Origin of the sequence: Streptococcus sp. FSL W8-0197, assembly GCF_037963785.1 — a bacterium.
GTDB classification, from domain to species: domain Bacteria; phylum Bacillota; class Bacilli; order Lactobacillales; family Streptococcaceae; genus Streptococcus; species Streptococcus oralis_CQ.
Genome location: NZ_CP150168.1, coordinates 1,187,758 through 1,210,765, shown reverse-complemented (window position 1 = coordinate 1,210,765; position 23,008 = coordinate 1,187,758). Strand labels below are relative to the sequence as shown.

At 42.2% G+C, this 23,008-nt stretch carries 20 protein-coding genes and 1 other annotated feature; all 20 genes read left to right on the top strand.

Annotation, left to right across the window (positions count from 1 at the left end; all coding sequences use genetic code 11):
• The first annotated feature begins 8 nt into the window (after positions 1–8).
• The 20 genes from era (at position 9) to dnaG (ending at position 23,006) form a co-directional block, all read left to right on the top strand.
• The gene (gene era, locus NYE79_RS06120; RefSeq protein ID WP_000143275.1) at positions 9–908 is read left to right on the top strand and encodes a GTPase Era; all 900 of its coding nucleotides are present in this window, start codon (positions 9–11) and stop codon (positions 906–908) included.
• A gap of 48 nt (positions 909–956) precedes the next feature.
• Positions 957–1,781 (top strand): DNA-formamidopyrimidine glycosylase, encoded by an 825-nt coding sequence (gene mutM, locus NYE79_RS06115; RefSeq protein WP_049500853.1) that lies wholly within the window; start codon positions 957–959, stop codon positions 1,779–1,781.
• Positions 1,781–2,386, top strand: coding sequence for a dephospho-CoA kinase (coaE, locus tag NYE79_RS06110; protein WP_070800369.1), 606 nt, complete (start codon positions 1,781–1,783; stop codon positions 2,384–2,386). The genes mutM and coaE overlap by 1 nt, the downstream gene beginning before the upstream one ends.
• Positions 2,373–3,572 (top strand): multidrug efflux MFS transporter, encoded by a 1,200-nt coding sequence (locus NYE79_RS06105; RefSeq protein WP_033584091.1) that lies wholly within the window; start codon positions 2,373–2,375, stop codon positions 3,570–3,572. The genes coaE and NYE79_RS06105 overlap by 14 nt, the downstream gene beginning before the upstream one ends.
• Positions 3,572–3,721, top strand: a complete 150-nt coding sequence (rpmG, locus tag NYE79_RS06100) for a 50S ribosomal protein L33 (protein ID WP_007519517.1) — start codon at positions 3,572–3,574, stop codon at positions 3,719–3,721. The genes NYE79_RS06105 and rpmG overlap by 1 nt, the downstream gene beginning before the upstream one ends.
• Before the next feature lie 39 nt (positions 3,722–3,760).
• On the top strand, positions 3,761–3,994 hold the full coding sequence (secG, locus tag NYE79_RS06095; RefSeq protein WP_000282517.1) for a preprotein translocase subunit SecG: 234 nt from the start codon (positions 3,761–3,763) through the stop codon (positions 3,992–3,994).
• 249 nt (positions 3,995–4,243) lie between these two features.
• Positions 4,244–6,598: a ribonuclease R gene (gene rnr / locus NYE79_RS06090; protein ID WP_339293615.1), complete on the top strand. Its 2,355-nt coding sequence runs from the start codon at positions 4,244–4,246 to the stop codon at positions 6,596–6,598.
• Complete coding sequence (gene smpB, locus NYE79_RS06085; RefSeq protein WP_001051742.1) at positions 6,561–7,028, top strand: SsrA-binding protein SmpB; 468 nt, start codon at positions 6,561–6,563, stop codon at positions 7,026–7,028. The genes rnr and smpB overlap by 38 nt, the downstream gene beginning before the upstream one ends.
• A gap of 14 nt (positions 7,029–7,042) precedes the next feature.
• Positions 7,043–7,903, top strand: coding sequence for an SAM-dependent methyltransferase TehB (tehB, locus tag NYE79_RS06080; protein WP_000413068.1), 861 nt, complete (start codon positions 7,043–7,045; stop codon positions 7,901–7,903).
• 177 nt (positions 7,904–8,080) lie between these two features.
• The gene (locus NYE79_RS06075; protein WP_000202644.1) at positions 8,081–9,229 is read left to right on the top strand and encodes a DUF1887 family protein; all 1,149 of its coding nucleotides are present in this window, start codon (positions 8,081–8,083) and stop codon (positions 9,227–9,229) included.
• 76 nt (positions 9,230–9,305) lie between these two features.
• A complete protein-coding gene (locus NYE79_RS06070) occupies positions 9,306–10,262 on the top strand; it encodes a competence protein CoiA family protein (RefSeq protein WP_033629881.1) in 957 nt (318 codons plus the stop codon).
• A gap of 18 nt (positions 10,263–10,280) precedes the next feature.
• The gene (gene pepF / locus NYE79_RS06065) at positions 10,281–12,083 is read left to right on the top strand and encodes an oligoendopeptidase F (RefSeq protein WP_339293614.1); all 1,803 of its coding nucleotides are present in this window, start codon (positions 10,281–10,283) and stop codon (positions 12,081–12,083) included.
• Between the two features lies 1 nt (position 12,084).
• Positions 12,085–12,798: an O-methyltransferase gene (locus NYE79_RS06060; RefSeq protein WP_070800365.1), complete on the top strand. Its 714-nt coding sequence runs from the start codon at positions 12,085–12,087 to the stop codon at positions 12,796–12,798.
• A gap of 67 nt (positions 12,799–12,865) precedes the next feature.
• Positions 12,866–13,807 carry a peptidylprolyl isomerase PrsA gene (gene prsA / locus NYE79_RS06055; RefSeq protein WP_000728080.1) on the top strand — a complete coding sequence of 314 codons (942 nt, stop codon included), beginning with the start codon at positions 12,866–12,868 and terminating at the stop codon, positions 13,805–13,807.
• 187 nt (positions 13,808–13,994) lie between these two features.
• The gene (locus tag NYE79_RS06050; protein WP_339293613.1) at positions 13,995–15,218 is read left to right on the top strand and encodes an FtsW/RodA/SpoVE family cell cycle protein; all 1,224 of its coding nucleotides are present in this window, start codon (positions 13,995–13,997) and stop codon (positions 15,216–15,218) included.
• 23 nt (positions 15,219–15,241) lie between these two features.
• Positions 15,242–17,938, top strand: coding sequence for a phosphoenolpyruvate carboxylase (ppc, locus tag NYE79_RS06045; protein ID WP_000058165.1), 2,697 nt, complete (start codon positions 15,242–15,244; stop codon positions 17,936–17,938).
• A 96-nt stretch (positions 17,939–18,034) separates the two neighbouring features.
• Positions 18,035–18,250 (top strand) — a binding site (T-box leader).
• Between the two features lie 117 nt (positions 18,251–18,367).
• Positions 18,368–19,363: a tryptophan ABC transporter substrate-binding protein gene (gene trpX, locus NYE79_RS06040; protein ID WP_000792187.1), complete on the top strand. Its 996-nt coding sequence runs from the start codon at positions 18,368–18,370 to the stop codon at positions 19,361–19,363.
• Between the two features lie 65 nt (positions 19,364–19,428).
• Complete coding sequence (locus NYE79_RS06035; RefSeq protein ID WP_000637255.1) at positions 19,429–20,295, top strand: ABC transporter permease; 867 nt, start codon at positions 19,429–19,431, stop codon at positions 20,293–20,295.
• Complete coding sequence (locus NYE79_RS06030; protein WP_042902352.1) at positions 20,292–21,050, top strand: ABC transporter ATP-binding protein; 759 nt, start codon at positions 20,292–20,294, stop codon at positions 21,048–21,050. The genes NYE79_RS06035 and NYE79_RS06030 overlap by 4 nt, the downstream gene beginning before the upstream one ends.
• Positions 21,051–21,245: 195 nt before the next feature.
• On the top strand, positions 21,246–23,006 hold the full coding sequence (gene dnaG / locus NYE79_RS06025) for a DNA primase (RefSeq protein ID WP_251464225.1): 1,761 nt from the start codon (positions 21,246–21,248) through the stop codon (positions 23,004–23,006).
• Positions 23,007–23,008: the final 2 nt, after the last annotated feature.

Sequence of the window (23,008 nt, the reverse complement as noted above, 5' to 3'; positions counted from 1 at the left end):
AGGAAATTATGACATTTAAATCAGGCTTTGTAGCTATTTTGGGACGTCCCAATGTTGGGAAGTCAACCTTTTTAAATCACGTCATGGGGCAAAAGATTGCCATTATGAGTGACAAAGCGCAAACAACGCGCAATAAAATCATGGGGATTTACACCACGGATAAGGAGCAAATCGTCTTTATCGATACACCGGGGATTCACAAGCCCAAAACAGCTCTTGGAGATTTCATGGTGGAATCAGCCTATAGTACTTTGCGTGAAGTGGATACTGTTCTATTCATGGTGCCAGCTGATGAGCCACGTGGTAAGGGCGACGATATGATTATCGAGCGTCTGAAAGCTGCCAAGGTTCCTGTGATTCTGGTGGTGAATAAGATTGACAAGGTCCATCCAGACCAACTTTTGGCTCAGATTGATGACTTCCGTAACCAGATGGACTTTAAGGAAATTGTTCCTATCTCAGCCCTTCAGGGAAATAACGTTTCTCGACTAATCGATATTTTGAGTGAAAATCTAGAGGAAGGTTTCCAGTATTTCCCATCTGATCAAATCACAGACCACCCTGAGCGTTTCTTGGTTTCAGAAATGATTCGTGAGAAGGTTCTTCATTTGACTCGCGAAGAGATTCCTCATTCTGTCGCAGTAGTGGTCGACTCTATGAAGCGTGATGAAGAGACAGACAAGGTTCACATCCGAGCAACCATCATGGTGGAGCGCGATAGCCAAAAAGGAATTATCATCGGAAAAGGTGGCGCTATGCTCAAGAAAATAGGGACCATGGCCCGTCGTGATATCGAACTCATGCTAGGGGACAAGGTTTTCCTAGAAACTTGGGTCAAGGTCAAGAAAAACTGGCGTGATAAAAAGCTAGATTTGGCTGACTTTGGCTATAATGAAAAAGAATACTAAGTAGAGGTGGGCTCATGCCTGCTTCTTGTTTTTACAGAAGGAGGATTTATGCCTGAATTACCTGAGGTTGAAACGGTTCGTCGTGGCTTAGAAAAATTGATCTTGGGAAAGAAGATTTCTAATATAGAGATTGCTTATCCCAAGATGATTAAGACGGATTTGGAAGAGTTTCAAAAGGAATTGCCTGGTCAGATTATCGAGTCAATGGGACGTCGTGGAAAATATCTGCTTTTTTTCCTAACAGACAAGGTCTTGATTTCCCATCTGCGGATGGAGGGCAAGTATTTCTACTATCCGGACCAGGTTCCTGAACGCAAGCATGCCCATGTTTTCATCCAGTTTGAGGATGGTGGTACGCTTGTTTACGAGGATGTACGCAAGTTTGGTACGATGGAACTCTTGGCGCCTGACCTTTTGGATGCCTACTTTATTTCTAAGAAACTAGGCCCTGAGCCCAAAGATCAGGACTTTGATTTGCAGGTCTTTCAAGCTGCCCTAGCCAAGTCTAAAAAGCCTATCAAATCTCACCTTTTAGACCAAACCTTGGTAGCTGGCCTTGGTAATATCTATGTGGATGAGGTTCTTTGGCGAGCTCAGATTCATCCAGCTAGACTTTCCCAGACTTTGACGGCAGAAGAAGCGTCAGCTATTCATGACCAGACCATTGCTGTTTTGGGACAGGCAGTCGAAAAGGGCGGTTCCACCATTCGGACCTATACCAATGCCTTTGGGGAAGACGGAACCATGCAGGACTTCCATCAGGTCTATGATAAGACTGGACAAGCATGTTCGCGCTGTGGGACAGTGATTGAGAAATTCCAGCTCGGTGGACGGGGAACTCATTTTTGTCCTCAGTGTCAAAGGAGGGGCTGATGGGAAAAATCATCGGAATCACAGGAGGAATTGCCTCTGGTAAGTCAACTGTGACAAATTTCCTAAGAGAGAAAGGTTTTCAAGTGGTGGATGCTGACACAGTCGTCCACCAACTACAGAAACCTGGTGGTCGTCTTTATCAGCTCTTAGTTCAGCACTTTGGACAAAAAATAATCCTTGAAAATGAAGAACTCAATCGCCCTCTCCTAGCTAGTCTCATCTTCTCAAATCCTGAGGAGCGGGAATGGTCTAAACAAACCCAAGGAGAGATTATTCGTGAGGAATTGGCTGCACTGAGAGACCAGTTAGCTCAGACAGAAACGGTTTTTTTCATGGATATTCCCCTGCTTTTTGAACAGGACTACAGTGCTTGGTTTGATGAAACGTGGCTGGTCTATGTGGACCGTGATGTTCAGGTGGAACGTTTCATGAAACGGGATCATCTTTCTAAGGAAGTAGCAGAGTCCCGTTTGGCCGCCCAATGGTCTTTAGAAGAAAAGAAAAAATTGGCGAGCCATATATTAGACAATAATGGCAGTCGTGATCAGCTTGTGGCTCAAGTAGTGAAGTTACTTGAAGGAGGCGATAGCTGTGCAAGAGATTAGTTGGAAAGAGAATCTTCGTGTCGCCTGGTTCGGTAGTTTTCTAACGGGCGCCAGCATTTCCTTGGTCGTTCCTTTCATGCCTATCTTTGTGGAGCAGTTGGGAATTGAAGGAGACCAAGTTGCTTTCTATGCTGGATTAGCCATCTCAGTTTCGGCTGTTTCAGCAGCTCTAGTTTCTCCCATCTGGGGTATTCTTGCTGACAAGTACGGTCGAAAACCCATGATGATTCGAGCAGGTCTTGCCATGACCATTACGATGGGAGGTTTGGCCTTTGTTCCGAATATCTATTGGCTACTCTTTTTGCGCTTGCTCAATGGTGTATTTACTGGTTTTGTCCCCAATGCAACGGCCTTGATTGCTAGTCAGGTACCCAAAGATAAGTCTGGAGCGGCTCTGGGGACTCTATCTACAGGTGTAGTTGCAGGAACATTGACGGGTCCCTTTGTTGGGGGCTTTATTGCTGAAATTTTTGGCATTCGTAATGTCTTTTTATTGGTAGGTGCTTTCTTATTTTTAGCTGCAATCCTAACCATTTTCTTTATCAAGGAAGATTTTCAGCCAGTTGCTAAGGAGAAGGCTATCCCAACGAAAGAAGTATTTTCTTCTTTCAAGTATCCTAGACTTTTAGTGAATCTATTTTTGACTAGCTTCGTCATTCAATTTTCAGCTCAATCAATTGGTCCCATTCTGGCTCTCTATGTGCGGGACTTAGGGCAGACTGAGAATCTCCTCTTTGTATCAGGATTGATTGTATCCAGCATGGGATTTTCTAGCATGATGAGTGCTGGAATTCTAGGAAAACTTGGCGATAAGGTAGGGAATCATAGATTGTTAGTTGCGGCGCAGATTTATTCCGTCATCATTTACCTTCTTTGTGCCCATGCAACCAGCCCCCTTCAACTTGGCTTGTATCGTTTTCTCTTTGGTCTGGGAACAGGAGCTCTCATACCAGGTGTCAATGCTCTTCTTAGCAAAATGACTCCAAAATCAGGTATTTCACGGATTTTCGCCTTCAACCAAGTCTTTTTTTACCTTGGTGGAGTGATCGGACCTATGGCGGGATCCGCAGTTGCAGGATATTTGGGCTACCATGCTGTCTTTTATGCGACAGCAGCCTGTGTAGCTTTCAGTTGTTTATGCAACTTAGTACAATTTAGATCATTATTAAAAGTAAAGGAAATCTAGTGCGAGTAAAAATCAATCTCAAGTGCTCCTCTTGTGGCAGCATGAATTATCTAACCAGTAAGAACTCCAAAACCCATCCAGACAAGATTGAGGTGTTAAAATATTGTCCAAAGGAAAGAAAAGTAACTTTACATCTTGAATCTAAGTAGAATTTATGGTAAAATAATAGGGATTTTAAGGAGTTTGATATGTATAACCTATTATTAACCATTTTATTAGTATTATCTGTTGTGATTGTGATTGCGATTTTCATGCAACCAACTAAGAACCAATCCAGCAATGTATTTGATGCCAGCTCAGGTGATTTGTTTGAACGTAGTAAAGCGCGTGGTTTTGAAGCTGTGATGCAACGTTTGACAGGTATTTTAGTCTTTTTCTGGCTAGCCATTGCCTTAGCATTGACGGTATTATCAAGTAGATAAGAAATGGGCAGGACTAGGTCTTTGCCTATTTTTATTTTTATACTCTTCAAAAATCAAATTCAAACCACGTCAGCGTCGGCTTGTCGTATATGTGTTACTGACTTCGTCAGTTCTATCCACAACCTCAAAACGGTATTTTGAGCAACCTGCGACTAGCTTTCTAGTTTGCTCTTTGATTTTTATTGAGTATTAAATGATGTTTGAGAAGGTCTTACAGTAAAAGAAAATTAAAAAATCTAGAAAGAAAACATGAAAGATAAAATTAAAGAATATTTACAAGAGAAGGGGCGAGTGACGGTAAATGACCTAGCTCAGGCTCTCGGAAAGGATGGATCCAAGGATTTCCGTGAGTTGATTAAAACCCTGTCTCTCATGGAAAGAAAGCACCAGATTCGTTTTGAAGATGATGGTAGTTTATGTCTGGACCAAAAGAAGAAACATGAAATCACCCTCAAAGGGATTTTTCATGCCCATAAAAATGGCTTTGGCTTTGTCAGTATAGAAGGCGAAGAGGACGACCTTTTTGTAGGGAAAAACGATGTCAACTACGCTATTGATGGCGATACCGTTGAGGTCGTGATTAAGAAAGTCGCTGACCGTAATAAGGGAACGGCAGCAGAAGCCAAAATTATTGATATCCTAGAACACAGCCTGACAACCGTTGTCGGTCAAATCGTTCTTGATGAGGAAAAACCCAAGTATGCAGGTTACATTCGTTCTAAAAATCAAAAGATTAGTCAACCCATCTATGTTAAGAAACCAGCCCTCAAACTTGAAGGAACAGAGGTTCTCAAGGTCTTTATCGATAAGTACCCAAGTAAGAAACACGATTTCTTTGTCGCTGATGTGCTAGATGTTGTTGGACATTCTACAGATGCAGGGATTGACGTTCTTGAAGTCTTAGAGTCCATGGATATTGTTTCAGAATTTCCAGAGGCTGTTCTCAAGGAAGCAGAAAGTGTACCAGAAGCTCCATCAGAGAAGGATATGGAAGGTCGTCTGGACCTGAGAGATGAGATTACCTTTACCATTGACGGTGCGGATGCTAAGGACTTGGATGATGCGGTACACATCAAGCCTTTGAAAAATGGCAATCTAGAACTCGGAGTTCACATCGCGGATGTTTCCTACTACGTGACTGAGGGTTCTGCCCTTGACAAGGAAGCCCTTAACCGCGCAACTTCTGTCTATGTGACAGACCGTGTAGTACCTATGCTACCAGAACGCCTTTCAAACGGCATTTGCTCTCTTAATCCACAAGTTGACCGCCTGACCCAGTCTGCCATTATGGAAATTGATAAACATGGTCGTGTAGTCAACTACACCATCACACAAACGGTTATCAAGACTAGTTTTCGTATGACCTATAGCGCTGTCAATGACATCCTAGCTGGCGATGAGGAGAAGAGACAAGAGTTTAAGAAAATTGTTCCTAGTATCGAGCTCATGGCCAAGCTTCACGAAAGGCTAGAAAACATGCGTGAGAAACGTGGTGCCCTGAATTTTGATACCAGCGAAGCTAAGATTTTGGTGGATAAAAAAGGCAAGCCTGTGGATATTGTCCTCCGTCAACGCGGCGTTGCTGAGCGGATGATTGAGTCCTTCATGTTGATAGCCAACGAAACAGTTGCCGAACACTTCAGCAAGCTGGACCTACCTTTTATCTATCGGATTCACGAGGAGCCCAAGGCTGAAAAAGTTCAGAAGTTTATTGATTACGCTTCGAGCTTTGGCTTGCGAATTTATGGGACTGCTAGTGAGATTAGCCAGGAGGCCCTTCAAGACATCATGCGTGCTGTTGAGGGAGAACCTTATGCGGATGTATTATCCATGATGCTTCTCCGTTCTATGCAACAGGCTCGCTATTCAGAGCACAATCATGGTCATTATGGTCTTGCTGCAGACTATTACACTCACTTCACCAGCCCCATTCGTCGTTATCCTGACCTTCTAGTCCATCGGATGATTCGCGACTATGGGCGTTCTAAGGAAATAGCAGAGCATTTTGAACAAGTGATTCCAGAGATTGCGACCCAGTCTTCCAACCGTGAGCGCCGTGCCATCGAGGCAGAGCGTGAAGTCGAAGCCATGAAAAAGGCTGAGTACATGGAAGAATATGTGGGTGAAGAGTATGATGCGGTTGTATCCAGCATGGTCAAGTTTGGTCTCTTTGTTGAATTGTCAAACACGGTTGAAGGCTTGATTCATATCACTAATTTACCTGAATTTTATCATTTTAATGAACGTGATTTGACTCTTCGTGGGGAAAAATCAGGAATAACTTTCCGTGTAGGACAGCAAATTCGCATTCGGGTTGAAAGAGCCGATAAGATGACAGGTGAGATTGACTTCTCTTATATCCCAAGTGAGTTTGATGTCATTGAAAAAGGATTGAAACAAGCTGGTCGCAAAGAAAGAGGGCGTGGTTCAAGTCGTCGTTCAGATAAGAAGGAAGACAAGAGAAAATCAGGGCACTCAAATGATAAGCACAAGCATTCACAAAAAGATAAAAAGAAAAAAGGCAAGAAACCTTTTTACAAGGAAGTAGCTAAGAAAGGAGCCAAGCATGGCAAAGGGCGAGGGAAAGGTCGTCGCACAAAATAAAAAGGCGCACCACGACTATACAATCGTAGATACGCTAGAGGCAGGGATGGTCCTGACTGGAACTGAAATTAAGAGCGTTCGAGCAGCTCGAATCAATCTCAAGGACGGCTTTGCCCAAGTAAAAAATGGGGAAGTCTGGCTGAGCAATGTCCATATCGCCCCTTACGAAGAGGGCAATATCTGGAACCAGGAACCTGAACGTCGTCGTAAACTCCTGCTCCATAAGAAGCAAATTCAAAAATTGGAACAGGAAACCAAAGGAACAGGAATGACCCTAGTTCCCCTCAAAGTCTATATCAAAGATGGCTACGCTAAACTCCTTTTAGGACTTGCTAAAGGGAAACATGACTATGACAAACGGGAGTCGATCAAGCGACGTGAACAAAACCGCGACATCGCGCGTGTGATGAAAGCTGTCAACCAGCGTTAAGAAGAGGAAGTAAAATGGAAAAACTAATTGCCTATAAACGGATGCCCTTGTGGAATAAACAGACCATGCCTGAAGCAGTTCAGCAAAAGCACAATACCAAGGTCGGCACTTGGGGAAAAATTACTGTCTTGAAAGGGGTACTCAAGTTTATTGAATTAACCGAAGATGGTGAGGTTCTAGCTGAGCACCTCTTTGAGGCAGGAGCAGACAACCCTATGGCACAACCGCAAGCCTGGCACCGAGTAGAGGCTGCAACAGACGATGTAGAGTGGTATTTGGAATTTTATTGTAAACCTGAGGATTATTTCCCTAAGAAATACAATACCAATCCAGTCCATTCAGAGGTCCTAGAGGCTATGCAGACAGTGAAACCGGGAAGAGCCTTGGATTTGGGTTGTGGTCAGGGGCGTAACTCTCTCTTTCTCGCACAGAATGGTTTTGATGTGACAGCTGTGGATCAGAATGAATTGTCCCTTGAAATCTTGCAAAGCATTGTGGAACAAGAGGATCTAGACATGCCTGTAGGACTATACGATATCAATTCGGCCAGCATTAGCCAAGACTATGATTTCATCGTATCGACAGTTGTTCTGATGTTCCTACAAGCGGACCGCATTCCAGCTATTATCCAAAATATGCAGGAGCACACCACGGTCGGTGGCTATAACCTTATCGTCTGTGCTATGGATACAGAGGATTATCCTTGCTCAGTCAATTTCCCATTCACCTTTAAAGAAGGGGAGTTGGCGGACTACTACAAGGATTGGGAATTAATTAAGTACAATGAAAATCCAGGACATTTGCACCGTCGTGATGAAAATGGCAATCGTATTCAACTACGCTTTGCGACTATGTTAGCTAAAAAAATCAAGTAAATCAAACATATACAAGCGAATAGTAACCGATTTGCAAGGTTTCTATTCGTTTTTGTTTGCGTTGGTTGATTGGGGCGAGCAGGATTTTATGCTATACTAGAAGTAGGAAATCTGAGTAGTAGAACTGTATTGCTGATACTCTCAGCGCAAGAAAGTCTTTATGATGGAGGTGGTCGAATGACGAGTCTTTTGGTGGAATTGTATGATCGGCATGTATTGGAAAAGAATGTCTACCAAGCCTTTATCAGTGATTGTGACGAGATTCTCTTTCTTTCTTTGACAAAAATAAGCAATGAAGAGAAAGTCTCCCTCCGTCAGTTTATTCTTGATGAGGTGCACCATATCCAACGAGTGACCTTTCGTCAGCTAACTTTAGAACAATTAACAGATCAGTTAGATTATTGCCTAGCAGGTTACGACCAAGTCCTTCTCGATGTTTTTGGCGGGGATTCACTACTAGCCTTATCTCTCTATCAATATGGCTTGGATCGGCAGCTCCCCATCGTTGCCATGGATGTCGAGCGGGGAAAACAATACAAGTGGGTAGCCGGTCAGTTAGAAAAAGAAGACTTGGACATTCCAACCCTAAGCATCCAACAGCTGATAGCCTTGCGTGGTGGAAAAATGCTCAAATCAAAACGCCCTATCCACTCAGATCAGCAAATTGCAGCCATTAAAAAGCTAGCCAGCTCTGCTATTTCCAATCCTGCTCACTGGTATCAAGTGACCCAATTTTTCTCTCTAGCTAAGACCAATGACCTGCATGCTGAGACAGAAAAGATACTGGAAAACAATGGCAGGTATTATCACTATCCAAAATCCCTTATTCCTTTACTTGTGGAAGCAGGAATGCTTTGTATTGAAAGCGAAGACAAGAAACGAGTAGCATACAGCTTTCCAAGTCAAGAAGCTCAAGTTTTTTGCCGCAACAAGGGGCATATTTTAGAGGTGTATCTTTATCTCTTGGCGCTGGAATCGCAGCTGTTTGATGAGTGTATGATAGGCGGTGAGATTGATTGGAATGGCATCTTTCCAGAGGCGGACAATGTTCAAAATGAGATTGATGTCATTCTGAGAAAGGGACGCTCGATTACCTTTATCTCTTGCAAGATGACAGATTTATCAGTTGAAGCCATTAACGAACTAGAAGTCTACGCCAATCATTTTGCTGGGGAGAGTTGCCTCAAGTTGATTGTTTGTACGGGAAAAATCAATCCAGCTTATGCCAATCGTTGTCAGGAATACGGCGTGCTGGTCATTAGAAGTGAGCAGATTCCTAATCTCATTCCCATGCTAAAAAAATATTCTAAGAGACAAAAAAGATAAGAAATAGTATCATGAAAGGCTGGAATTCCAGTCTTTTTTGCTTCTTTTTCGAATAAATGAGAAAAGGAGGTAGCCCATGTTTGTAGCCAGAGATGCCAAGGGGAATTTTGTGAATGCCCTCGAAAATGATGTGACCAAGCAAGCTTATACTTGTCCAGCCTGTGGAGGCGGACTACGATTACGCCAAGGACAGAGCATTCGAACGCACTTTGCCCATGAAAGGTTAAGGGATTGTATGGCCATTTTTGAGAATGAAAGTCCAGAACACTTGGGCAACAAAGAGGGCCTTTATCACTGGGCCAAGAAAGACAATCAGGTCGCCTTAGAATATAGTCTGCCCGAGATTCAGCAGATAGCAGATGTTCTCGTCAATGAAAAATTAGCACTGGAGGTTCAGTGCAGCCCCTTGTCTCAAAAGCTTTTAGGCGATAGAAGCCAAGGATACCGCAGCCAGGGCTATCAGGTTATCTGGCTACTGGGAGAAAAACTCTGGTTAAAGGAGCGATTAACACAACTGCAAAGGGGCTTTCTCTATTTTAGTCAAAATATGGGTTTCTTTGTTTGGGAACTGGATCTCAAAAGGAAAATTTTGAGACTCAAATATCTTCTGCATCAGGATCTACGTGGCAAGCTTCATTTTCAGGTCAAAGAATTTCCCTATGGAAAAGGAAATCTCTTGGAAATTCTACGATTTCCTTATCAGAAACAAAAACTGCCTCGTTTTGCAGTTGTGCAAGATTCCACTATCTGTCACTACATTCGCCAACAGTTGTACTACCAAAACCCTTACTGGATGAAAAAACAGGAGGAGGCTTATCAACGAGGAGACAATCTATTAAACCGTCAACTGGATGACTGGTATCCCCAGGTCAGACCGATAGAGTCAGGAGATTTTTTGCAGATTGAAACGGATTTGGCTAGCTATTATAGAAATTTTCAGGCCTACTATCAAAAAAATCCGAAAAATAATCGCCAAAAGCTCTATCCACCAGCCTTTTATCACTTATATTTCTCAAAAAATGTGGTAAAATAGAAAGGATGGAGGAATCTTATGGTATTACAACGACATGAAATAAATGAAAAAGATACATGGGATCTTTCGACAATCTACCCAACAGACCAGGCTTGGGAAGAAGCCTTGAAAGATTTAACTGAAAAAGTACAAACAGCAGCCCAGTATGAGGGACATCTCTTGGACAGCGCAGACAGTTTGCTTGAGATCACAGAATTCTCACTCGACTTGGAACGCCAAGTTGAAAAGCTTTATGTCTATGCGCATATGAAAAATGACCAGGACACGCGTGAGACCAAGTATCAAGAGTACTATGCCAAGGCAATGACCCTATACAGTCAGTTAGAACAAGCCTTTTCATTCTATGAACCTGAGTTTATGGAGATTAGCGAAGAGCAGTATGCGGCCTTCCTAGAAGCTCAACCAAAACTCCAAGTTTACAAGCACTTTTTTGACAAGCTCTTGCAAAAGAAAGACCATGTTCTTTCGCAACGTGAGGAAGAATTGCTTGCTGGAGCAGGAGAAATCTTTGGTTCTGCTAGTGAAACCTTCGCTATTTTGGACAATGCGGATATTAGCTTCCCATACGTGCTTGATGACGAAGGCAATGAAGTGCAACTCTCACACGGTACTTACATCCGTTTGATGGAGTCTAAAAACCGTGAAGTGCGTCGTGGTGCCTATGAAGCCCTTTATGCGACTTACGAGCAATTCCAACATACTTATGCTAAGACCTTGCAGACAAATGTTAAGGTGCAAAACTACCGAGCAAAAGTTCGCAACTATAAGAGTGCTCGCCATGCAGCCCTCGCAGCAAACTTTGTTCCAGAAAGTGTCTATGACAATCTAGTAGCAGCAGTTCGCAAGCATTTGCCACTCTTGCATCGTTACCTAGAACTTCGTTCTAAAATCTTAGGTATTTCCGACCTCAAGATGTACGATGTCTACACACCACTTTCGTCAGTAGATTATAGCTTTACCTACGAAGAAGCCTTGAAAAAGGCAGAAGAAGCTTTGGCAGTTTTAGGTGACGACTACTTGAGCCGTGTTAAACGTGCCTTCAGTGAGCGTTGGATTGATGTCTATGAAAACCAAGGCAAGCGTTCTGGTGCCTACTCTGGTGGTTCTTACGATACCAATGCCTTTATGCTTCTCAACTGGCAGGACAATCTAGACAATCTCTTTACCCTTGTCCATGAAACAGGTCACAGTATGCACTCAAGCTATACTCGTGAAACCCAGCCTTATGTTTACGGGGATTACTCTATCTTCTTGGCGGAGATTGCCTCAACCACAAACGAAAATATCTTGACAGAGAAATTGTTGGAAGAAGTAGAAGACGATGCAACTCGCTTTGCTATTCTCAATAACTTCCTAGACGGTTTCCGTGGAACAGTCTTCCGTCAAACTCAATTCGCTGAGTTTGAACACGCCATCCACCAAGCAGACCAAAATGGAGAAGTCTTGACAAGTGATTTCCTCAATAAGCTCTACGCTGACCTGAACCAAGAGTACTATGGACTCAGCAAGGAAGACAATCCTCAGATCCAATACGAGTGGGCACGCATTCCACATTTCTACTATAACTACTATGTTTATCAATATTCAACTGGTTTTGCAGCTGCTTCAGCCTTAGCTGAAAAGATTGTCCATGGTAGTCAAGAAGACCGTGACCGCTATATCGACTACCTCAAGGCAGGTAAGTCAGACTATCCGCTCAATGTTATGAGAAAAGCGGGAGTGGATATGGAGAAGGAAGACTATCTCAACGATGCCTTTGCAGTCTTTGAACGCCGCTTGAACGAGTTTGAAGCCCTTGTTGAAAAATTGGGACTAGCTTAAGATGGTAGAGTCTTATAGTAAAAATGCCAATCACAATATGCGTCGGCCTGTCGTCAAGGAAGAAATCGTTGAACTCATGCGCCAGCGTCAAAAGCAGGTGACAGGTTCCTTGAAAGAATTGGAGACCTTCGCTCGCAAGGAAAACATTCCCATTATTCCCCATGAAACGGTCGCGTATTTTCGATTTCTCATGGAGACTATACAGCCCAAGAACATTTTGGAAATTGGGACGGCTATCGGTTTTTCAGCACTCTTGATGGCGGAACATGCGCTAGATGCCAAGATTACAACTATTGACCGTAATCCAGAAATGATAGGCTTTGCCAAGGAAAACTTTGCCCAGTTTGACAGTCGTAAGCAAATCACCTTACTTGAAGGTGATGCTGTTGATGTTTTATCTACTTTGACAGAAACATATGATTTTGTCTTTATGGATTCGGCCAAGTCAAAGTATATCGTCTTTCTGCCTGAAATCCTCAATCACTTGGAAGTTGGTGGAGTAGTCGTCTTGGATGATATTTTCCAAGGAGGAGATGTTGCCAAGGACATCATGGAAGTCCGCCGTGGTCAACGAACCATTTACCGTGGTTTGCAAAGACTTTTCGACGCAACTTTGAACAATCCAGGTCTAACAGCGACTCTAGTTCCACTTGGAGACGGCATTCTCATGCTAAGAAAAAATCTAGCAGAAGTAGAGCTTCCTGAGAGCGAATGATTTTCAGGTAAATTTAAGAAATTATAGTAAAATAGATAAGGTAACACTTATCGTAAAAGGAGTAAAAATGAAGAAAAAACTTATGGCAGGAGCCATCACACTTTTATCAGTAGCAACACTTGCAGCTTGTTCAAACAGTTCTGAAGGAAAAGATTTGATCAGCATGAAGGGCGATGTGATTACAGAGCATCAATTCTTTGAAGAAGTAAAGAACAATCCAACTGCACAACAAGTCTTGCTCAATATGACCATCCAAAAAGTATTTGAACAACAATATGGGTCAGAGGTAACAGATAAAGATGTGGATGACGCCGTTGCTGAGGAACAAAAGAAATACGGCGATAGCTACAACAGCGTGCTTCAACGTGCAGGTATGACACCTGAGACTCGTAAAGCTCAAATCCGTACCAGCAAATTGGTTGAATTAGCGGTTAAAAAGGCTGCTGAGAGTGAGTTGACAGACGAAGCCTACCAAAAAGCTTTTGAGTCTTACACACCAGATGTAACAGCTCAAATCATCCGTTTGGATAATGAAGACAAGGCAAAAGAAGTACTTGAGAAAGCTAAAGCAGAAGGTGCGGATTTTGCTCAGTTGGCAAAAGACAACTCTAACGACGATAAAACAAAAGAAAATGGTGGAGAAATCACTTTTGACTCTGCTTCAACAGAACTTCCAGAACAAGTCAAGAAAGCAGCCTTTGCCTTGGATGTGAACGGGGTTTCTGATGTGATTACAGCTACTGGAACACAAGCCTACAGTAGTCAGTTCTACATCATCAAAGTAACGAAGAAAACAGAAAAATCTTCTAATATCGAGGATTATAAAGAAAAATTGAAGACCATCATCTTGACTCAAAAACAAAATGATTCAGCCTTTGTTCAAGGAGTAATTGGTAAAGAATTGCAAGCAGCAAACATCAAGGTTAAAGACCAAGCCTTCCAAAACATCTTCACCCAATACATCGGTGGTGGTGACTCAAGCTCAAGCAGCAGTTCTTCATCTAACTAAGTAAGCAAAAAACAAATCTCAAAAGAGATTTGTTTTTTTATACCTGATACGAGAAAATGAGTAAAATTCGAAGGATTAAAGGATAAGAGTTTTTTTCTTTCTGAAAAAGTGGTATAATAGCAATCAAAACTAGAAAATAAAACGGAATTGGGAACAGAAGCGTCTGTTCCTATTAGAGTGGTGAAATATGAAAATTAGCAAAAGGCACCTACTAAACTATTCCATTTTGATTCCTTACTTCCTTTTATCGATTTTGGGACTGATTGTGGTGTACTCGACAACGAGTGCAACCTTGATCGAAGAAGGAAAAAGTGCCTTTCAATTGGTGCGTAACCAGGGGATCTTCTGGATAGCTAGTTTGATTCTGATTGCCTTAATCTATAAATTAAAATTAGGTTTCCTAAGAAACGGACGTCTTATTTTTATCGTAATGATTGTGGAGATGGTTCTTTTAGCTCTGGCGCGACTGGTCGGAACACCTGTTAATGGAGCATACGGATGGATCTCTGTAGGACCTGTAACGATTCAGCCTGCGGAATACCTTAAGATTATCATCATCTGGTACCTGGCGCATCGATTTTCAAAACAGCAAGATGAGATTGCGGTTTATGACTTCCAGGTTTTGACACAGAATCAGTGGCTACCTCGAGCTTTTAACGACTGGCGTTTTGTTCTGCTAGTTCTGATTGGTAGCCTGGGAATTTTCCCAGACTTGGGAAATGCGACCATCTTGGTCTTGGTGGCGCTCATCATGTATACCGTAAGTGGAATCGCCTATCGTTGGTTCTCAACCATTCTGGCTCTCTTGGCAGGGAGCTCAATGTTAGTCTTGTCTGTCATTCGCTTTGTTGGGGTTGAAAAGTTCTCTAAAATTCCTGTATTTGGTTACGTTGCTAAACGTTTTAGTGCCTTCTTTAATCCTTTTAATGACTTGGCGGGTGCAGGACACCAGCTCGCAAATTCCTATTATGCAATGGTAAATGGTGGCTGGTTCGGGCTGGGATTAGGGAATTCTATCGAGAAGCGTGGTTATCTGCCAGAAGCCCATACGGATTTCGTCTTTTCGATTGTTATTGAGGAGTTTGGATTCGTAGGAGCCGGTATGATTTTGGCTTTACTCTTCTTCTTGATTTTACGAATCATCTTGGTTGGTATTCGAGCAAAGGACCCTTTTAACTCTATGGTTGCTATTGGTGTCGGAGGAATGATCCTTGTTCAGGTCTTTGTCAATATCGGTGGGATTTCAGGGTTGATTCCTTCTACAGGGGTAACCTTCCCCTTCCTTTCACAAGGTGGGAACAGTCTATTGGTATTATCCGTAGCCATCGCGCTTGTACTAAACATTGATGCCAGCGAAAAACGTGCCAAACTTATCAGAGAATACGAGAATCAAATCGATGAAAGTCTGTAAGGATTGTATGGAAAGGAAAGTATATGTCTCTTCAAAAATTAGAAAACTATAGTAATAAAGCAGTCGTCCAAGAAGAAGTCTTGATTCTGACTGAGCTATTAGAAGATATCACAAAAAATATGCTAGCGCCAGAAACCTTTGAAAAGATTATCCAGTTGAAGGAATTATCAACTAGCGAGAATTATCAAGGGCTCAATGACCTAGTGACCAGTCTTTCGAATGAAGAAATGATTTACATTTCACGCTATTTCTCAATCCTTCCACTTTTGATTAATATCTCTGAGGATGTGGATTTGGCCTATGAAATCAATCACCAAAACAATGTGGACCAAGACTATCTAGGGAAACTATCTACAACGATTAAAATGGTAGCTGAAAAAGAAAATGCAGCTGAAATTTTAGAAAAGTTAAATGTCGTTCCCGTCTTGACCGCTCATCCAACGCAAGTACAACGCAAGAGTATGCTGGACTTGACCAACCATATCCATACGCTTTTGCGCAAGTACCGTGATGTCAAACTTGGCTTGATTAATAAAGAAAAATGGCACACAGATCTACGTCGTTACATTGAAATTATCATGCAAACGGACATGATTCGTGAGAAAAAATTGAAAGTAACCAACGAAATCACCAACGTGATGGAGTATTACCAAAGTTCTTTCCTGAATGCTGTTCCGCGTTTGACGGCTGAGTATAAAAAATTGGCTAAAGAACAAGGTATCGAGCTTCAGCATCCAAAACCGATTACCATGGGGATGTGGATCGGAGGAGACCGTGATGGAAATCCTTTCGTAACTGCGGAAACTCTTAACAAATCAGCCTTGACTCAGTGCGAAGTCATCATGAACTACTATGATGAAAAGATTTATAATCTTTATCGTGAATTTTCACTTTCAACCAGCATCGTGAATGTCAGTGACAAGGTCCGTGAGATGGCGCTGAAGTCACAAGATAACTCGATTTATCGTGAAAAAGAACTCTATCGTCGTGCCCTCTTTGACATCCAAGCTAAGATGCAGGCAACCAAGGCTTATTTGATTGAAGACAAGGACCTTCAGCCTAGATATGCCACTGCAGATGAATTCTATCAAGATTTGTTGGCCATTCGCGATTCTCTCCTTGAGAACAAAGGAGAATACCTGATTTCAGGAGAATTTGTAGAGTTGATGCAAGCTGTCGAAATCTTTGGTTTCTACCTTGCTTCTATCGATATGCGCCAAGACTCTAGTGTTCACGAAGCCTGTGTAGCTGAATTGCTAGCATCTGCTGGTATCAATGATCACTATAGCGATCTATCTGAAGATGAAAAATGCGCACTCCTCTTAAAAGAGTTGGAAGAAGATCCTCGTATCCTCTCAGCGACTCATGCTGAAAAGTCAGAACTGCTTGAAAAAGAACTCTCTATCTTTAAAGCTGCGCGCAAATTGAAGGATAAACTAGGTGAAAATGTCATTCGTCAAACCATCATTTCTCACGCAACCAGTGTATCTGATATGCTAGAGCTAGCCATCATGCTCAAGGAAGTCGGCTTGGTTGATGCTCAAAAAGCCCGCGTTCAGATTGTTCCCCTCTTTGAAACGATCGAGGACTTAGACCATTCGGAAGAAACCATGAGAAGATATTTTTCTCTTCCTTTGGCTAAAAAATGGATTGCTTCAAAAGATAACTATCAGGAAATCATGCTCGGCTACTCTGATAGTAACAAGGACGGTGGTTACCTGTCCTCGTGTTGGACTCTCTATAAAGCGCAACAACAACTGACTGCTATTGGGGATGAATTTGGCGTTAAGGTCACTTTCTTCCACGGTCGCGGTGGTACTGTGGGTCGTGGTGGTGGACCAACTTATGAAGCTATTACGTCTCAACCACTCAAGTCTATCAAGGACCGTATCCGTCTGACTGAGCAGGGAGAAGTGATTGGAAACAAATACGGTAACAAAGATGCAGCCTACTATAACCTTGAAATGTTGGTTTCTGCAGCCATTAACCGTATGATTACCAAGAAGAAGAGTGATACCAATACGTCAAATCGTTACGAAGCTATTATGGATCAAGTAGTGGACCGTAGCTACGATATCTATCGTGATTTGGTCTTTGGAAATGAACATTTCTATGACTATTTCTTTGAATCAAGTCCAATCAAAGCTATTTCAAGCTTCAATATCGGTTCGCGTCCAGCTGCTCGTAAGACCATCACTGAAATTGGCGGTTTGCGTGCTATTCCTTGGGTCTTCTCATGGTCACAAAGCCGTGTCATGTTCCCTGGGTGGTATGGTGTGGGATCAAGCTTTAAAGAGTTTATTGATCAAGATCCAAAGAATATCGAGTTCCTTCGAGACATGTACCAAAACTGGCCTTTCTTCCAATCTTTGCTTTCCAATGTAGACATGGTCTTGTCTAAGTCTAACATGAACATTGCTTTTGAATATGCCAAGCTCTGTGAAGACGAAGAAGTACAAGCTATCTACTACACTATTTTAGATGAATGGCAGTTGACTAAGGACGTTATTTTAGCTATCGAAGGTTATGACGAACTCTTGGCAGAAAACTCTTATCTAAAAGACAGTCTAAACTATCGTATGCCTTACTTTAATATCCTGAACTACATCCAGTTGGAGTTGATCAAACGTCAACGTCGCGGCGAATTGTCAGCAGACGAAGAAAAACTGATCCATACAACTATCAACGGAATTGCAACTGGTTTGCGTAATTCAGGCTGATATTCTACAAACTTCCTCCTTTTTCAAGGGGAAGTTTTTGAATTGTTTAAAAAATTCTAAAAATAAGCTTGACAAGTAGTTGAAAAATGATATAATTTAAACATTCAGAAAGTAATCATGCTCATTTTATAGAGAGTCTGTGGTTGGTGAAAGCAGATAGATGAAATTGATGAAATTGGGCTGAATGTACTTAAGAATTTGAAATCATAAAAATTCGGTGAGCACACCTTACAGTGCAACTCGTTATTGCGAGAAAGAGCGATAGGGATATTCCCTATAATTGAGGTGGCACCGCGCATCGACGTCCTCACACAAGTTTTTTGTGTGAGGACTTTTTCTATTAGGAGGATGATGATGGAATTTAAACGATGGCGTCGCTTGATGATGTGATTTAAAAAATTAAGGTAAAAGAATTAAGGAGAAAGAAAAATGAAAAATAAACGTTTGATTGGAATTGTCGCTGGATTAGCAGTATTGGTGGTGGCTAGCTTGATTTATTCATCTATGAACAAGCCATCAGCTAAGGAAGAGCAAAAGGTTGCTAAGGTTGGTGTCCTTCAATTTGTTAGTCACCCATCCTTGGACTTGATTTACCAAGGGATTCAAGATGGACTAGCTGAAGAAGGCTATAAGGACGATCAAGTAAAAATCGACTTTATGAACTCTGAAGGAGATCAGAGCAAGGTTGCAACCATGAGTAAACAATTGGTAGCAAATGGAAACGATGTAGTTGTTGGGATTGCAACACCAGCAGCTCAAGGACTCGCTAGTGCTACAAAAGACCTACCAGTTATCATGGCTGCTATTACAGACCCAATCGGTGCTAACTTGGTCAAAGATTTGAAAAAACCAGGTGGCAACATCACAGGGGTGTCAGACCACAACCCTGCTGAACAACAAGTGGAATTGATTAAAACTTTGACACCAAATGTCAAAACAATCGGTGCTCTTTACTCAAGTAGCGAAGATAACTCAAAAACACAGGTAGAAGAATTCAAGGCTTATGCTGAAAAAGCAGGTTTGACAGTCGAAACATTTGCTGTTCCATCAACAAATGAAATTGCTTCAACAGTCAATGTCATGACAAGTAAGGTTGATGCGATTTGGGTTCCAATTGACAACACCATCGCATCCGCATTTTCAACAGTTGTTTCAAGCAACCAAACAGCTAAAAAGCCAATCTATCCAAGTGCCACTGCCATGGTAGAAGCAGGTGGATTAGCATCTGTAGTAGTTGACCAACACGATCTTGGAGTGGCTACTGGTAAAATGATTGCCAAAGTTTTGAAAGGTGAAAAACCAGCTGATACGCCAGTTAATGTCTTTTCAACTGGTAAGTCAGTGATTAACAAAAAACTAGCGCAGGAACTTGGTATCACCATTCCTGAGTCCGTTCTAAAAGAAGCAGGACAAGTGATTGAATAAAGATAAAGGAGGAGCTGGACACATCTCCTCCCATTTTTACTAAAGAAAGAAATGAGTGAAAGATTATGATAGTATCCATTATTTCTCAGGGGATGGTCTGGGCGATTTTAGGTTTGGGAATCTTTATGACTTTTCGAATTTTGAATTTTCCAGATATGACTACTGAAGGTTCTTTTCCTCTTGGGGGAGCAGTAGCTGTAACCTTGATAACACAGGGAGTCAACCCATTTTTAGCAACCCTAGCCGCAGTAGGAGCGGGCTGTCTAGCTGGAATGGCGACAGGTCTCTTATATACCAAAGGAAAAATCCCAACCCTCTTATCAGGGATTCTGGTCATGACTTCCTGCCATTCCATCATGCTCATGATTATGGGGCGTGCCAACTTGGGGCTTCTTGGGACCAAGCAAATTCAAGATGTCTTGCCTTTTGATTCGGATCTCAATCAACTCCTGACTGGATTAATCTTTGTAGCTCTTGTAATTGGTCTCATGCTCTTTTTCCTTGATACCAAACTAGGTCAGGCCTACATCGCTACTGGTGATAATCCAGATATGGCTCGTAGCTTTGGTATCAATACGGGTCGTATGGAACTCATGGGCTTGGTTCTCTCAAATGGGATCATCGCGCTTGCAGGAGCCTTAATTGCTCAACAAGAAGGATATGCAGATGTTTCTCGAGGAATCGGCGTGATTGTCGTAGGGCTTGCTAGCTTGATTATTGGTGAGGTTTTGTTCAAGAGTTTGACCCTGGCAGAGCGACTCATGACCATCGTTGTAGGGTCTATTGCTTATCAGTTCCTCGTTTGGGGAGTGATTGCTCTTGGGTTTAATACAAGTTATCTTCGTTTGTACAGCGCCTTGATTTTGGCAGTTTGCCTCATGATTCCAACCTTCAAAAGCAAATACCTGAAAGGAGTCAAGTTTAGCAAATGACAGCAATTGTAGAATTAAAAAATGCCACCAAAGTCATCACGAATGGCTTTGACGAAGAAAAAATCATTCTGAATGATGTTTCTCTTGAAATTTTCGAACATGATTTCATTACCATCTTAGGGGGAAATGGAGCTGGGAAGTCAACGCTTTTTAACACTATTGCAGGTACCTTGCCTTTAACAAGTGGAAGTATCCGTATCATGGGGGAGGATGTGACGCATTTTTCACCTGAAAAGCGGGCTAAGTACTTGTCTCGTGTCTTTCAGGATCCTAAAATGGGTACGGCTCCTCGTATGACGGTGGCGGAAAATCTCTTGATTGCCAAGTTTCGTGGTGAGAAGAGAGGACTCCTTCCTAGAAGGCTATCAAGTCATCGGGGAGAGTTTCAGGCTACCATTGAAAAAGTGGGAAATGGTCTTGAAAAGCATCTAGATACTCCGATTGAGTTTCTTTCAGGTGGACAACGTCAGGCCTTGAGTCTCTTGATGGCAACCTTGAAGCGACCAGAGTTGCTCTTGTTGGATGAACACACAGCAGCTCTCGACCCAAAGACTAGTGTTGCCTTGATGGAGTTAACAGATGACTTTGTCAGCAAGGATCATCTAACAGCCTTGATGATTACCCACCATATGGAAGATGCACTAAAGTATGGCAATCGTCTGATTGTCATGAAGGAAGGTCGTATCATCCAAGACCTCAATAAAGAAGAAAAAGCTAAGATGAAAATCTCAGACTACTATCAATTATTTGAATAGATGGGTTAAATAATCATCAAAAATAGTGAAGAAAAACTTAGAATCCTGAAAGTGTTTCTGAGTTTTTTATCTTCTCTTTCTATATAGAAGAATAAGGCAAAGAGAATTACGGAAAGCGTATGAAATGGTTTACTTTTTTTCAGAAATAAGCTATACTAGTTTACGTGAAACTATGATAAGATGGAGGTATTGTGTATGGTTGACAAGCAAGTCATTGAAGAAATCAAAAACAATGCCAACATAGTGGAAGTCATAGGTGATGTGATTTCTTTGCAGAAGGCTGGACGGAACTATTTAGGGCTCTGTCCTTTTCATGGTGAAAAGACCCCCTCTTTCAATGTTGTTGAAGACAAGCAGTTTTATCACTGTTTTGGCTGTGGGCGTTCAGGAGATGTCTTTAAGTTTATCGAAGAATACCAAGGCGTGTCCTTTATGGAAGCCGTTCAACTCTTAGGAGAGCGCGTCGGTATTCAACTAGCTATGCCGGTACAGTCTCGTCCTCAACAAGCTTCACCCCATCAAGCTCTATATGATATGCATGAAGAAGCTGCCCGTTTTTACCATGCCATCCTCATGACGACAAAGATGGGAGAAGAAGCAAGGGCTTATCTCTACAAACGCGGATTGACAGACGATGTTCTGAAGCACTTCCAGATTGGACTAGCTCCAGCAGAGAGAACCTATCTCTACCAACGTTTAGCTGACAAGTTTGAGGAAAAGGATTTATTGGATTCCGGCTTGTTTTATCTGTCAGATGGCAATCAGTTTTATGATACTTTTTTCGGACGGATCATCTTTCCTTTGACCAATGACAAGGGGCAGGTTATTGCATTTTCAGGTCGTATCTGGCAAGAAACGGATAGTCAGACTGCCAAGTATAAAAATAGCCGTTCAACTGCAATTTTTAACAAGAGTTACGAATTGTATCATTTGGACAAGGCAAAAAAGGGAACAGGTAAGGTTACAGAGCTCTATCTGATGGAAGGCTTCATGGATGTGATTGCAGCCTACCGTGCTGGTATAGAAAATGCTGTAGCTTCCATGGGAACAGCCTTAAGCAAGGAGCATGTTGACCACCTCAAACGCTTTACCAAAAAAATTGTTCTCAGCTATGATGGCGACAAGGCAGGGCAGGCAGCAACAGCCAAGGCTTTAGAGGAGTTAAAAGACTTTTCAGTGGAGGTTGTTCGAGTACCTGATGCCATGGACCCAGATGAGTATTTGCAAAAGAATTCTACTGAAGACCTGGCTTACCTTTTAACCAAGACCCGGATTAGTCCTATAGAGTTCTATATTCACCAGCTCAAGCCAGAAAATAGTGATAACTTACAGGCGCAAATTGAGTTCATTGAAAAGATTGCGCCCCTAATCGCCAAGGAAAAGTCTATCACTGCCCAGAATTCTTATATCCACATTCTGGCGGATAATCTACCTTCTTTTGATTACCAGCAGGTGGAACAGATAGTAAATGAAAGTCGCATTGTTCAGAGGCAGGAAAGAGTTAAAGAGGAGCAACCTCCAGCAGCGATTAGTTTACCTGTAACGCGCCAACTGACAGCAGTCATGAGAGCAGAGGCTCATCTCCTCTATAGGATGGCTGAGAACCCAGTTGTTTTGAATGACTATCGATTAAGAGAAGATTTTTTCTTTGATACCCCAGAATTTCAGATTCTTTACGAATTATTAAGTGAGCAGGGAGAAATCGCCTCAGAGGAGCTTTCTCATCAGACACCTGAAGTTGAAAATGCTTGGTACCACGTGCTTAGCTTGGATTTGCCAGTTGAGATGTCGCCCCAAGAGCTAGCGGAAGTCGAAGCGACTCGAAACCGTGCCCTCCTCAGCAAGGACAACTTAAGAATTAAAAAGAAAGTGCAGGAAGCTAGTCATGTAGGAGATACAGACACAGCCTTGGAAGAATTGCAACGATTGATTTCCCAAAAGAGAAGAATGGAGTAATA